Raw genomic sequence first — 13,349 nt, 5'->3', positions numbered from 1 at the left:
ACAACCCGCCAGTGTTTCAAATGTTTCACCAGAAAGAGACCATGAGCAGCAAGAAAAGCGATTTCGGATTGATTGGCCTGGCCGTCATGGGCCAGAACCTGGTGCTGAACGTGGAAAGCCGCGGCTTCCAGGTCAGCGTGTACAACCGCACGACCGACAAGACCGACGAATTCGTCGCTGCCAATCCGGGCAAGAAGCTGGTGGGCTGCGACACGCTCGAGGCCTTCGTGCAGAGCCTGGCGCTGCCGCGCAAGATCCAGATCATGGTCAAGGCCGGCGCGCCGGTGGACCAGGTGATCGAGCAACTGATTCCGCTGCTCGACAAGGACGACATCATCATCGACGGCGGCAACAGCCTCTACACCGACACCGAGCGCCGCGACGCGTACCTCAGCAGCAAGGGCCTGCGCTTCATCGGCGCCGGCGTGTCCGGCGGCGAGGAGGGCGCGCGCAAGGGCCCGGCCATCATGCCCGGCGGCCCGGCCTCCACCTGGGAGGTGATGAAGCCGATCTTCGAGAGCATCGCCGCCAAGGTCGACGGCCAGCCCTGCGTGATCCACATCGGCCCCGGCGGCGCCGGCCACTACGTGAAGATGATCCACAACGGCATCGAATACGGTGACATGCAGCTCATCTGCGAGGCCTACAGCCTGTTCAAGGCGGCCGGCTTCACCACCGACGAGATGGCCGCCATCTTCAACGAGTGGAACGAGGGCGACCTGCAGAGCTACCTGATACAGATCACCGGCAAGGCGCTGGAGCAGAAGGACCCGGAGACCGGCCAGCCGCTGGTGGAGCTGATCCTCGACAAGGCCGGCCAGAAGGGCACGGGCCAGTGGACGCTGATCAATGCCGCGGAAAACGCCGTCGTCATCAGCACCATCAACGCCGCCGTGGAAGCGCGCGTGCTGTCCTCGCAGAAGAAGCAGCGCGTGGTGGCGAGCCAACAGTTGCAAGGTCCGAAGCCGGATCTCAGCGCGGCCAAGAAGGACCTGGTGGCCAAGGTGCACGACGCGCTGTACGCCTCCAAGGTCATCAGCTACACCCAGGGCTTCGACCTGATCAAGACCATGGGCGAGAAGAAGCAGTGGGGCCTGGACTTCGGCGGCATCGCCTCGATCTGGCGCGGCGGCTGCATCATCCGCGCGCGCTTCCTGAACCGCATCACCGACGCCTACCGCACCGATCCGGCGCTGGTGAACCTGATGCTGGCGCCGTTCTTCAAGGATCTGCTGAACCAGACGCAGCAGAACTGGCGCGAAGTGGTGGCGCTGGCGGTCAGCAACGGCATCCCGGTGCCGGCCTTCAGCGCTTCACTGGCCTATTACGACAGCTACCGCTCGGAGCGGCTGTCGGCGAATTTGCTGCAGGCGCAGCGCGACTTCTTCGGGGCGCATACGTATGAGCGGATCGACAAGCCGGAGGGGCAGTTCTTTCATACGGAGTGGCCGGAAGTGATTGGTTAGCGTCACCGCTGCCCGGCTCACGGAAATCCGTTCGGGCTGAGCCTGTCGAAGCCCCTTCTGCGCATGGGGCAGCACTTCGACAAGCTCAGTGCGAACGGGAACTAGGAAAGCGCGGCCAGCGCGTCCCGTGTGACCAACAGCACCTGGTCTTCCCCCGCACTGGTCTCCAGCCAGAACACTTCCAGCGTAGGGAACGCCGCCTCGAAATGCTCACGTTCGTTGCCGATCTCGAGCACCAGCACGGCTTCGGGAGACATCTTGGCCGCAGCATCGCGCAGCAGCGTGCGGATGAAGTCCATGCCGTCCGTGCCGCCGGCCAGCGCCAGGGCCGGCTCGGCCTGGTATTCGGCGGGCAGCGTGGCCATGCTGCCGCTGTTCACATACGGCGGGTTGCACAGGATCAGGTCGAACGGGCCTTCCACTTTGCTCAGGCCGTCGCATTCGACCAGGGTGATGCGCTCGGCCAGGCCGTGTTTGTCGACGTTGATGCGCGCCACGGCCAAGGCGTCGGGGCTCAGGTCGGCGCCGACCACCGTGACCTCCGGGAACACCATGGCCGCGAGCACGGCGAGGCTGCCGTTGCCGGTGCACAGGTCCAGTACTTTGCTCGTGTCTTCACGCAGCCAATAGTCGAAGCCGCCGTCCATCAGCAATTCGGCGATGAAGGAGCGCGGCACGATGGCGCGTTCGTCCACGTAGAAGGGCACGCCCTGCAGCCAGGCTTCGCGCGTGAGGTAGGCCGCGGGTTTGCGCGTGCTGATGCGGGATTCAAAAAGTGTAGCAACCTGCGCTTGTTCTTCCTGCGTCACAAGCCGATTTGATACTTCATCCAGGGCGTCGAGCGGAAGGCCGAGCCGCCACAACACCAGCCAGGCGGCCTCGTCGAAGGCGTTGGCCGTGCCGTGGCCGTAGGAGACGCCGGCGGCCTCCAGCCTGGAGGCGCCCTGTTCGATGAGTTCGAGGACGGTCATGCCGGATCTGCCTGCAATTGCTGGTCCAGCAGCACCAGCACGCGGCGGTAGATGTTCTTCAGCGGTTCGATGTCGGCGAGCGCCACGTGTTCGTCGATCTTGTGGATGCTCGCGTTCGGCGGGCCGAGCTCGATCACCTGCGGGCAGATGCGCGCGATGAAGCGCCCGTCGCTCGTGCCGCCGGTGGTGGAGAGCTCGGTGGCGAGGCCGGTTTCCTGGCGGATGGCTTCGCTCACCGCATCAACGAGTGTGCCCGGCGTGGTCAAAAACGGCTGGCCGCCGACGGTCCACTTCAGCTCATAGTCGAGCCCGTGCCGGTCCAGCACCTCCTGCACCCTTTGCTGCAGGCCTTCGGCGGTGGATTCGGTGCAGAAGCGGAAGTTGAAGTCCACCACCGCCGCGCCCGGGATCACGTTGGTGGCGCCGGTGCCCGAATGGATGTTGCTGATCTGCCAGCTCGTCGGCTGGAAGAAGGCATTGCCCTTGTCCCATTCCACCGTGGCCAGTTCGGCGAGCGCCGGCAGCGCCAGGTGGATCGGGTTCTTCGCGAGTTGCGGATAGGCGATGTGGCCTTGCACGCCCTTCACGGTGAGCTTGCCGCCCATAGTGCCGCGCCGGCCGTTCTTGATCATGTCGCCGGTGCGCTCCACCGAGGTGGGCTCGCCGACGATGCAGTAGTCGATCTGCTCGCCGTGGCGCTCCAGCCATTCGCACATGATCACGGTACCGTCGGTGGCCGGGCCTTCCTCGTCGCTGGTGAGCAGCAGCGCGATCGACAGGTAGGAATCGGGATGTGCCGCCACGAATTCCTCCACCGCCACCACGAAGGCGGCGATGGAGGTCTTCATGTCGCTGGCGCCGCGGCCGAACAGCTTGCCGTCGCGATGCGTGGGGGTGAACGGGTCGCTGGTCCACTGCTCGAGCGGGCCGGTGGGCACCACGTCGGTGTGGCCGGCGAAGACGATGAGCTTGGTCGCCACCGGTGTGGCGGTCGAGGCCTGGGCCGCATCCGTCGGGCCGAAGCCCTTGCGCACGGCCCACAGGTTGGTCACGCGGAAGTCGTCCGGGCCGCTTTCCACCGTCTCGAACACGAAGCCCAGCGGCTTCAGGCGTTCGGCGATGATTTTCTGGCAGTGCGCGTCTTCCGGGGTGACGGAGTGGCGCGAGATCAGTTGTTCGGTGAGTTGCAGTGTGCGGCTCATCGGTATTCCTAATGTTTGACGTCCAGCACGATTTCCGTAAAGGACGCTTCGTTTTCGGTCTCGGCGGGTGCCGGTGGCGGGGCGGCGCGCTCGAAATCGTTCTGCAGCCGCCACATTAGGTTGGTGGCCGAATCGGCGTTGGCCAGGCCTTCCTTGCGGTCGATGATGCCTTCCTTGATCAGGCGCGCGATGTCGCCTTCGAAGGTCTGCGAACCGTCGGCGATGGATTTTTCCATGGCCTCCTTGACCGCGCCGAAGTCGCCTTTTTCGATGAGGTCGGTCACCAGGATGGTGTTGAGCAGGATTTCCACCGCCGGCACGCGTTCGCCTGCGGGCGTGCGCAGCAGGCGCTGCGAGACGATGGCTTTCAGGCTGGACGCCAGGTCGCCGAGCATGGTGGCCCGCGTTTCCACGGGGTAGAAGTTCAGGATGCGGTTCAGCGCCTGGTAGCTGTTGTTCGCATGCAGCGTGGCCAGGCACAGGTGGCCGGTCTGCGCATACTGTATCGCCGCCGTCATGGTTTCGCGGTCGCGGATCTCGCCGATCAGGATCACGTCGGGCGCCTGGCGCAGCGCGTTCTTCAGCGCGACCTGCAGGGAGTCGGTGTCGGTGCCGACCTCGCGCTGGTTGACCACCGATTTCTTGTTGCGGAACAGGTATTCAACCGGCTCCTCGATGGTCAGGATGTGGCCGCTGGCATTGGCGTTGCGGTGGTCGATCATGGCCGCGAGCGTGGTCGTCTTGCCGGCGCCGGTAGCCCCCACCACCAGCACCAGCCCGCGCTTTTGCATGATCAGTTCGCCGAGCACCGGCGGCACCTTCAAGCCGGCCAGCGACGGGATTTCGCTGGTGATGTAGCGGATCACCACCGCATACGTGCCGCGCTGGCGCATGGCGCTCACGCGGAAGCGGCCCACGCCGACCATGGAGATCGCCATGTTCAGCTCGCCGGTCTGCTCCAGCTCCTCGATGCGGCCGGCGGGCACGACTTCGGCCAGCAGGTTGCGCGGGGCATCCCACTGCAGCAGCTGGCTGTTGATCGGCACGGCCTGGCCGCCGATCTTGATCAGGGCCGGTGCGTTGGCCGAGAGGAAGAGGTCGGAGGCGCGCTTCTCCTGCATCAACCGCAATATCCGCTCCATCGTGCTCATGGTGTTTCCTGAAAGTGAATTTCTCGACCGTAGAACACAATGTAACGAAAGATCGCGCGATCAGTCGCGCAGCAGGTCGTTCAGGCTGGTCTTGGCGCGGGTCTGGGCGTCGACGGTCTTGACGATGACGGCCGCATAGGTGCTGTAGGGCGTGCCGTCGGCCGTCTTCTTGTGCAGGGCACCGCTGATCACCACGCTGCCGGCGGGCACGCGGCCGTAGATGATCTCGCCGGTGTCCCGCTTGAAGATCGGCGTGCTCTGGCCGATGTAGACGCCCATGCCCAGCACAGAGTTCTCCTCGACGATCACGCCTTCGACGACTTCGGAGCGTGCGCCGATGAAGCAGTTGTCTTCGATGATGGTCGGGTTGGCCTGCAGCGGCTCGAGCACGCCGCCCAGGCCCACGCCGCCGGAGAGGTGCACGTTCTTGCCGACCTGTGCGCACGAGCCCACGGTGGCCCAGGTGTCGACCATGGTGCCTTCATCGACATAGGCGCCGATGTTCACGTAGCTCGGCATCAGGATCGCACCCTTGGCGATGAAGCTGCCGCGGCGCGCCACGGCCGGCGGCACCACGCGCACGCCGGTGGCCTTCATTTCCTCGGCGCTCAGGTGCGCGAACTTGGTCGGCACCTTGTCGTAGAAGCCGAGCTGGCCGGCCTGGATCAGCTCGTTGTCCTTCAGGCGGAACGACAGCAGCACGGCCTTCTTGATCCACTGGTGCACGGTCCACTGGCCCACGGCTTCGCGCGTGGCCACGCGCAGCGTGCCGTTGTTCAGTTCGTGGATCACGTGTTCGACGGCTTCGCTGACTTCTTTCGGTGCCGAAGAAGGCGAGAGGCTGGCGCGGTTTTCCCAGGCGGCGTCGATGGTGTTTTGCAGTTGCTGTGTCATGTCTGAAGGTCTCTGTGGAACGGGAAAATGAAAAAGCGAATCAGGCTCGCGCCTTGACGAACTGGACGATGCGTTTTGCGGCTTCCGCGCATTCGGCGGTTTCGGCCACCAAGGCCATGCGGATGCGTTGGCGGCCAGGGTTCAGCGTGGTGGGATGGCCATCGGCGTCGGCCGGCCCAGCGGTTTCGCGGGCCAGGTAACTGCCCGGCAGCACCGTCACATTGTAGGCAGCCAGCAGGTCGCGTGCGAAGGCCGCGTCGCTGTCCAGGCCATCCACGATGGCCGGGCCGGGCACCTCGGCCCAGAGGTAGAAACCGGCGTCGGGCAGGGCCACGTCCATCACCTCGGCCAGCAGCGGCGTGACTTCGGCGAACTTGGCGCGGTACTGCGCGCGGTTGTCGACCACGTGGCTTTCCTCGTTCCAGGCGGCGATGCTCGCGGCCTGCACCACCGGGCTCATGGCGCTGCCGTGGTAGGTGCGGTAGAGCAGGAACTGCTTCATCAGCGCCGCGTCGCCGGCCACGAAGCCGCTGCGCAGGCCGGGCACGTTGCTGCGTTTGGACAGGCTGGTGAAGGCCACGATGTTCCTGAAATCCTTGCGGCCGAGTTTGAAGGCCGCCTCCAGGCCGCCCAGCGGCGGCTCGTCACGGAAGTAGATCTCGCTGTAGCACTCGTCTGAGGCGATCACGAAACCGTGCCGGTCGCTCAGTGCGAACAGCTTTTCCCACTCGGCCAGCGGCATCACGGCGCCCGTTGGGTTGCCGGGCGAGCAGACGAACAGCAGCTGCGTCCTGGCCCAGACCTCGGCCGGCACGCTGTCCCAATCGACCGCGAAGTTGCGCGCGGGGTCGCTGGGCGCATACCACGGCGTGGCGCCGGCCAGCAGCGTCGCGCCTTCGTAGATCTGGTAGAACGGATTCGGGCAGACCACGGTGGCATCGGTCCGGCTCGGGTCGATCACGGTCTGCGCGAAGGCGAACAAGGCTTCGCGCGAGCCGTTCACCGGCAGCACCTGGGTGGCCGGGTCGAGCTTCAGGTGGTAGCGCCGCTGCAGCCAGTCGGTGAACGATTGGCGCAGCGCCGGGTCACCGGCCGTGGCCGGATAGGCCGCGAGCCCCGACGATGCACCGCTGGAGGCGATCGGGCTGGTGATGGCCGCCGCCATGGCCTGCTGCAGAAAAGGCGGCGTGGCGTGCTTGGGTTCGCCGATGCCCAGGCTGATCGGCCGGTAGGCCGGGTTGGGTGTGACGCTGGCGAACAGCTGTTTCAGCCGCTCGAAGGGGTAGGGCTGGAGTTTAGCGAGCAGGGGATTCATGGGGCTGGATTATCCCGGACAAAACCGATCGGTTCAGCCGCCCGCCGCCGTCCACAGCGCCTCGGCCGCGCGGCCGAGGTGGGCGCGGTCGCGGTACAGCCGCACCTCAAGCGGGATCGACCATTCGGCCGCGGCCGCCTCGACCAGCCTGCCGCTGGCGAGATCGTCGGCGATCAGCGTGCGCGGCAGCCAGGCCAGCCCACGGCCATCCAGCACCATGGTGCGCAGCACCGACGCCAGGTGCGCCGTGAACAGCGTCTGCCCGGCGAGCCGTTCGAGCGCGACGCCATGCACCTCGCGCAGGATGGCGCCCAGGCCGGATTCGGCGCTGTAGCTGAGCCAGGCAGGAGCAGGCTCCTGCAGGCCCAGGCGATGCCGCGCCAGGCCAACGCCGCCCGGCGCGGACACCGGGATCAGCAGGTCTGCGCCGACCTGCACCGACGGATAACCGGCGGCCTGCAGCGGACTCGCGATGCGCGCGTGGGCATGGCTCAGCACGAACTGCACCTTGCTCTGCAGCAGCAGGGCCTCGCAGCGCTGCATCACGTCGGAGACGAGCTGCACCGGTCCCACGGACGTGCGCGACTCCAGGCCGCGCAGCCATCCCGGCAGGAAAGTGAACGACAGCGCATGGGTGGCGGCGAAGCGCAGCGTGGCCGAACTGGCCTCGGCCACGGCGCGCGCCTCGCCGGGCACCCGCGCCACCTGGGCCAGCAGGTCCTGCGCCACGCTCTTGAACCACTCACCCGTCTCGGTCAGCCGCGCGGGCTGGGTGCTGCGGTCGAACAGTTCGGTGCCCAGCCATTCCTCCAACGCCCGCACGCGGCGGCTGAAGGCGGGCTGGGTCATGTGGCGTTCGTCGGCCGCGCGGGAGAAGTTGCCCGTGGCGGCCAGGGCCAGGAAATCGTCGAGCCAGGAGAGGTTCATCACCGGTGCTTTGAAGGCATTGAAGCAGAGAAAAAGAGCATTGGCCGGATGGGGCCGCACTTGGGATGATAGGCGCACCAACCCATCGGTCCACTACGGAGCATCCATGAAAATCGTCGACATTCGGGAGATCACCCTCCCCATCAGTTCCCCCATCCGCAACGCCTACATCGACTTCAGCAAGATGACGCTGAGCCTGGTGGCCGTGATCACCGACGTGGTCCGCGACGGCAAACCCGTGGTCGGCTACGGTTTCAACTCCAACGGCCGCTACGGCCAGGGCAAGCTCATGCGCGAACGTTTCATCCCGCGTGTGCTCGAAGCCGATCCGGAGTCGCTTGTCGACGACAGCGGAAAGAACATCGATCCGCACAAGGTCTGGAACGCCATGTTCACCAACGAGAAGCCCGGCGGCCACGGCGAACGCTCGGTGGCCATCGGCACCATGGACATGGCGGTCTGGGACGCGGTCGCCAAGATCGAAGGCAAGCCGCTGTTCCAGCTGCTGGCCGACCGCTACGGCAACGGCCAGGCGAATCGAAAGGTCTTCGTCTACGCCGCCGGCGGTTATTACTATCCCGGCCAGGACCACGGCAAGCTCAAGGACGAGATGCGAAGCTACATCGACCGCGGCTACACCGTGGTCAAGAAGAAGATCGGCGGCGCCTCGCTGGATGAAGACCTGCGCCGCATCGACTCCATTCTCAGCGTGCTGCAGGACGGCCAGAAGCTGGCGGTGGATGCCAACGGCCGCTTCGACCTGGACACGGCGATTGCCTATGCCAAGGCGCTGTCGCAGTACGACCTGTTCTGGTACGAAGAAGCCGGTGATCCGCTCGACTACGAACTCCAGGCGACGCTGCGCAACTACTACAAGAACCCAATGGCCACCGGCGAGAACCTGTTTTCCATGCAGGACGCGCGCAACCTGATCCGCTACGGCGGCATGCGCGCCGACCGCGACTGGCTGCAGTTCGACTGCGCGCTGAGCTACGGTCTGGTGGAATATTTGCGCACCCTGGATATGCTGAAGGAACACGGCTGGTCGGCCAGCCGCTGCATCCCGCACGGCGGCCACCAGATGTCGCTGAACATCGCCGCCGGGCTGGGCCTGGGCGGCAACGAGAGCTACCCGGACCTGTTCCAGCCCTTCGGCGGCTTTCCCGACGGCGTGAAGGTGATCGACGGCCACGTCACCATGCCCGATCTGCCGGGTATCGGCTTCGAAGGCAAGGCCGATCTGTTCGCGCACATGAAGGCGCTGTCGGAATAAGCGGCGACCTTTCACCCAAGCCCTTCCTCCGAGGGGCGAGGGGGCAAGAAACCATACAGGAGACAAAACCATGCGCTTTCTCAGATACGGCTCCGCATTGCTGCTGGCCGCACTGGCCGCCGCGGCCCGGGCCGAATTCCCCGACAAGCCCGTCACCCTCCTCGTGCCGTTTGCGGCCGGCGGGCCCAGCGACAAGATCGCGCGCGACCTGGCCGAAGCCCTGCGCAAACCGCTGGGCCAGACCGTGATCGTCGACAACACGGCCGGCGCGGGCGGCACCATCGGCGCGGCACGTGTGGCGCGGGCCGTACCCGATGGCTACACCTTGCTGGTGCACCACATCGGCCTGGCGACTGCGCCGGCGCTGTACAAGAAACTGAGCTACAGGACGCTGGAGGATTTCGAGTACCTGGGCCTGGTCAACGAAGCGCCGTCCACGCTGATCGGCAAGCCCACGCTGACCGCGAACAACTTTGCCGAATTGCGCCAATGGATCGCCGACAACCACGGCAAGGTCAACCTGGCCAATGCCGGCGTCGGCTCGGCCTCGCACCTGTGCGGCCTGATGCTGCAGAGCGCGCTCAAGTCGAACATGACGCCGGTGCCTTACAAGGGCACGGCGCCGGCCATGACCGACCTGATCGGCGGCCAGGTCGACCTGATGTGTGAACAGGCCACCAATGCCACGCCGCAGATCGAAGCCAGGAAGGTCAAGGTGTTCGGCGTGAGCAGTCCGCAGCGCATGACATTGCCTTTGCTGGCCGCGGTGCCGACGCTCTCCGAAGCGGGTCTTACCGGCTTCAATGTCACGGTCTGGCATGGCCTGTATGCGCCCAAGGGCACGCCGCCAGCGGTGCTGGCGCGGCTGAACGCCGCTTTGCGCGTGGCGCTAAAGGACCCGGAGCTCATCAAGCGCGAAGAGGCGCTGGGCCTGACCGTGGTGGCAGACGAGCGGCTCGCCCCCGCCGAACACAGGAAGTTCGTCGAGGCCGAGATGGCGCGCTGGTCGAAGATCATCAAGGATTCCGGGGAGACCGCCGAGTAGAAGCCAAGTAGTGGCGGAGTCAAGCAGACCCTGTCCGCAGGTGGCATGATGCCGGCGGACAGGATTCTCAACAACAATGGAGACAAGACATGCGAATGCTTCGAAAATTGGTTTCGATGTGTGCTGCCACGGTGTTGGCCACCCTTGGCTTTTCGGCCCTGGCCGCCGACTATCCCGCACCCCAGCAGGGCGACTGGGTGGTGCGCGACTTCCGTTTTCACACAGGCGAGACCCTGCCCGAGCTCAAGCTGCACTACACCACCGTCGGCGCTCCCTCGGGCGAGCCGGTGCTGATCCTGCACGGCACGGCCGGCTCGGGCACCGGCATGTTGTCACCGGCCTTCGCAGGTGAGCTGTTCGGCCCGGGCCAGCCACTGGACGCGAGCAAGTACTTCATCATCCTGCCCGATGCGCTGGGCGCGGGCGAATCGAGCAAGCCGTCGGACGGCCTGCGCGCGGCCTTTCCCAAATACAACTACGACGACATGGTGCAGGCGCAATACCGCCTGGTGCGCGAACACCTCGGCGTGCGGCATCTGCGGCTGGTGCTCGGCAATTCCATGGGTGGCATGCAGACCTGGCTGTGGGCGCAGAAATACCCCGACTTCATGGACATCGCCGTGCCCATGGCCTCGGTGCCGACCGCCATGTCGGGCCGCAATTGGATGATGCGCCGCCTCATCGTCGACGGCATCAAGAACGACCCTGCCTGGATGAACGGCAACTACACCACCCAGCCGCCGAGCCTGCAGTTCGTCTCGGTGTTTTTCGGCATCGCCACCAGCGGCGGTACGCTGGCCACGCAGAAGGCCGCGCCCACCAACGCCGCGGCCAATGCGCTGCTCGACCAGCGGCTGAAGGCGCCGTTCAAGGGTGACGCCAACGACCATCTCTACCAATGGGATTCCTCGCGCGACTACGACGCTTCGGCGAATCTGGAGCAGATCAAGGCCACGGTGCTGGCCATCAATGCCGCCGACGACGAACGCAATCCACCCGAACTCGGCCTGCTCGAACGCAGCTTGAAGCGCGTGCCCAACGGCCGCATGCTGCTGATCCCGGCGAGCGAGCAGACCTCGGGCCACGGCACCACCGGCAATGCGCGTTTCTGGAAGCGCGAACTGGCCGCCGTGCTGGCCATGCCGCAGATGGCGGCAAAGTAGTTCGGCAAAGTAGGGCGGGCCAGCTTCTTGCTTTGGACCGGTTGAAAGGACGCCCTTGGCCCGAACCGATCCCCGCAACACTTCGCGCTACTGGCAGGTGCCCGGCCAGCCAGGCATGGACATGCTGCACGCCGATTTCACCGCGCACGACTATGCGCCGCATGTGCACGACTCACTGGTCGTCGCGGCCACGGAAGTGGGCGGCTCGGAGTTCAAGAGCCGCGGCCGTACCGGCATCGCCCATCCGCAGGCGCTGCTCGTGTTCAATCCGTCCGAGCCGCATTCCGGACGCATGGCCGGCAGCGCGCGCTGGCGCTACCGGTCGTTCTACCTCGCGGACGCGGGCGCCAGGGACCTGCTGGCGGCGCTGGGCATCGACCGGCCCGTCTATTTCACCACCAACGCCATCCACGACCCGACACTCGTGGCGCGTTTCCTCGCGCTGCATCGGGCGCTCGACGGTGCGCGGCAAGATCCGCTGCTGCAGCGAGAAGCCCTGGTGCAGAGCTTCGGTGCGCTGTGCCTGCGGCACGGGCAGGCGGCGCAGCGCATGCCCAGGACGCCGAAGGATGCGCGTACGCTGGCCCGCGTGCTGACGCTGATGCGCGAGGGCCATGCCGAACCGCTGACGCTTGAGCAGATGGGCGCGGTGGCCGGTCTCACACCGTTCCAGCTTATCGGCGCCTTCAAGCGGCTGATGGGGCTGACGCCGCATGCCTATCTCACCCAGTTGCGCTTGCGCGCAGCCCTGGCGAAGCTGCGGGCCGGCCAGTCCGTCGCCGAGGCCGCGCTCGCCGCTGGTTTCTATGACCAGAGCGCGCTGAACAAGCATTTCAAGCGCTGCTTCGGCATGACGCCGCTGCAGTACGTGCGCGCGCAATCCTGACCAATACGCGCCGGTCAAGCCCTGCCAAGCTGCGGCCCAACAGCAGGGGCAGCCATGACGCGACACATTCGACAAGACCACTCCCATTCCTTCGCACCCGGCGCTCCGGCGATGAGGCGCGCGCTGACCGCCCTGTGGGCGCGCCCCGTGTGGCTGTTGTGGCTGCCACCGGCCTTCTGGGCGGGCAACCTGGTGCTCGGGCGCGCGCTCGGCCCGGTGTTTCCGCCGGTGTCGCTGGCCGTCGGCCGCTGGCTGGTGGCACTGGCCTTGCTGGCGCCTTTCATTGCGCGCCAGGCCTGGCACGAGCGGGGGCAGCTGGCGCGGCACTGGAAGCTGATCGCGGCCTGCGGCGCCTTCGGCATCGCGGGCTACAACGCCCTCGGCTACCTCGCCCTGCGGACGGTGCCGGCCGCCAGCGTGGCCTTCCTGAATTCGACCCTGCCGCTGATGGTGCCGCTGGCGGCGGTGGCGCTCGGCGTGGAGCGCATCGGCGCGCGGGTGCTGGCCGGCATCGCCATCTCCTTCGTCGGGGTGGCCTGGATCGTGGCGCGCGGCGACCTGGCCAGCCTGGCCGCGCTGCGGCTCGATGGCGGCGAGTGGCTGGTGCTGGTGGCCGTGGCCAACTACGCCGTGTATTCCGTGCTGCTGCGGCGCCGGCCGCCAGCCGTCAGCCCGCTGGTGTTCCTGGCGGCGACGATGGCGGCGGGGTTGGTGGTGCTGATGCCGTTCTGGATGGTGGAACTGGCGCACGGCGCACGCATCGCGACCGATGCCGGGTCGGTCGCGGCGGTGTTCTACATCGGCATCTTCGCCTCGCTGCTGGCCTTCATCGTGTGGGGCCGTTGCGTGGCCGCGCTCGGCGCCACGGTGACCGGCGTGTCGTTCCACCTTGTGGCGCTGTTCACGGCGCTGCTGGCCTTCCTGGTGCTCGGCGAACCGGTGCGGGTTTTCCATCTGGCCGGCATCGGCTTCATCCTGCTAGGCTTCTTCGTGACCACCCGCCGGCCGGTGCGGCCTCCGCGCCTCTGAGCAGCGGCGGGGCTTGGTCCCGGCGCG

The 13,349-nt window shown here is 66.4% G+C and carries 11 protein-coding genes and 1 pseudogene; 6 read left to right on the top strand and 6 right to left on the bottom strand.

From position 1 onward, the window contains the following. The first annotated feature begins 41 nt into the window (after window positions 1-41). Window positions 42-1,466 (top strand): decarboxylating NADP(+)-dependent phosphogluconate dehydrogenase, encoded by a 1,425-nt coding sequence (gene gnd / locus RD110_RS15015; protein ID WP_076205070.1) that lies wholly within the window; start codon window positions 42-44, stop codon window positions 1,464-1,466. Window positions 1,467-1,567: 101 nt separating this feature from the next. Here gnd and prmB read toward each other — a convergent pair whose 3' ends face one another. Genes prmB through RD110_RS14985 form a run of 6 tightly spaced genes read right to left on the bottom strand, consistent with a single transcriptional unit; the run spans window position 1,568 to window position 7,926 of the window. Next, window positions 1,568-2,437, bottom strand: a complete 870-nt coding sequence (gene prmB, locus RD110_RS15010; protein ID WP_076200219.1) for a 50S ribosomal protein L3 N(5)-glutamine methyltransferase — start codon at window positions 2,435-2,437, stop codon at window positions 1,568-1,570. Continuing rightward, window positions 2,434-3,639, bottom strand: coding sequence for a succinyl-diaminopimelate desuccinylase (dapE, locus tag RD110_RS15005; protein WP_076200218.1), 1,206 nt, complete (start codon window positions 3,637-3,639; stop codon window positions 2,434-2,436). The genes prmB and dapE overlap by 4 nt, the downstream gene beginning before the upstream one ends. Before the next feature lie 8 nt (window positions 3,640-3,647). Then, entirely contained in the window at window positions 3,648-4,790 is a 1,143-nt protein-coding gene (locus RD110_RS15000; protein ID WP_076200217.1) for a PilT/PilU family type 4a pilus ATPase, read from the bottom strand. Window positions 4,791-4,850: 60 nt separating this feature from the next. Further along, window positions 4,851-5,684: a 2,3,4,5-tetrahydropyridine-2,6-dicarboxylate N-succinyltransferase gene (gene dapD / locus RD110_RS14995; RefSeq protein ID WP_076200216.1), complete on the bottom strand. Its 834-nt coding sequence runs from the start codon at window positions 5,682-5,684 to the stop codon at window positions 4,851-4,853. A gap of 40 nt (window positions 5,685-5,724) precedes the next feature. Beyond that, window positions 5,725-6,999, bottom strand: a complete 1,275-nt coding sequence (dapC, locus tag RD110_RS14990; RefSeq protein ID WP_076200215.1) for a succinyldiaminopimelate transaminase — start codon at window positions 6,997-6,999, stop codon at window positions 5,725-5,727. Window positions 7,000-7,032: 33 nt separating this feature from the next. Beyond that, window positions 7,033-7,926, bottom strand: a complete 894-nt coding sequence (locus tag RD110_RS14985; protein WP_076200214.1) for a LysR family transcriptional regulator — start codon at window positions 7,924-7,926, stop codon at window positions 7,033-7,035. A 106-nt stretch (window positions 7,927-8,032) separates the two neighbouring features. Here RD110_RS14985 and RD110_RS14980 point away from each other — a divergent pair, with 106 nt between their 5' ends. The 5 genes and pseudogenes from RD110_RS14980 to RD110_RS14960 form a co-directional block, all read left to right on the top strand. Next, the gene (locus tag RD110_RS14980; protein ID WP_076200213.1) at window positions 8,033-9,199 is read left to right on the top strand and encodes a mandelate racemase/muconate lactonizing enzyme family protein; all 1,167 of its coding nucleotides are present in this window, start codon (window positions 8,033-8,035) and stop codon (window positions 9,197-9,199) included. A gap of 70 nt (window positions 9,200-9,269) precedes the next feature. Continuing rightward, entirely contained in the window at window positions 9,270-10,244 is a 975-nt protein-coding gene (locus RD110_RS14975) for a tripartite tricarboxylate transporter substrate-binding protein (RefSeq protein ID WP_076200212.1), read from the top strand. Window positions 10,245-10,360: 116 nt separating this feature from the next. Beyond that, window positions 10,361-11,407, top strand: coding sequence for an alpha/beta fold hydrolase (locus RD110_RS14970; RefSeq protein WP_239467044.1), 1,047 nt, complete (start codon window positions 10,361-10,363; stop codon window positions 11,405-11,407). Between the two features lie 55 nt (window positions 11,408-11,462). After that, the gene (locus RD110_RS14965) at window positions 11,463-12,293 is read left to right on the top strand and encodes a helix-turn-helix transcriptional regulator (protein ID WP_076200210.1); all 831 of its coding nucleotides are present in this window, start codon (window positions 11,463-11,465) and stop codon (window positions 12,291-12,293) included. A gap of 54 nt (window positions 12,294-12,347) precedes the next feature. Then, window positions 12,348-13,338 (top strand): annotated as a pseudogene (locus tag RD110_RS14960) (DMT family transporter); the annotation flags it as partial. Between the last annotated feature and the right edge of the window lie 11 nt (window positions 13,339-13,349).

The organism is Rhodoferax koreense (assembly GCF_001955695.1).
Taxonomy (GTDB): domain Bacteria; phylum Pseudomonadota; class Gammaproteobacteria; order Burkholderiales; family Burkholderiaceae_C; genus Rhodoferax_B; species Rhodoferax_B koreensis.
The sequence above is the reverse complement of the archived record's forward strand: the minus strand, read 5'-3'. Positions and strand labels throughout refer to the sequence as shown.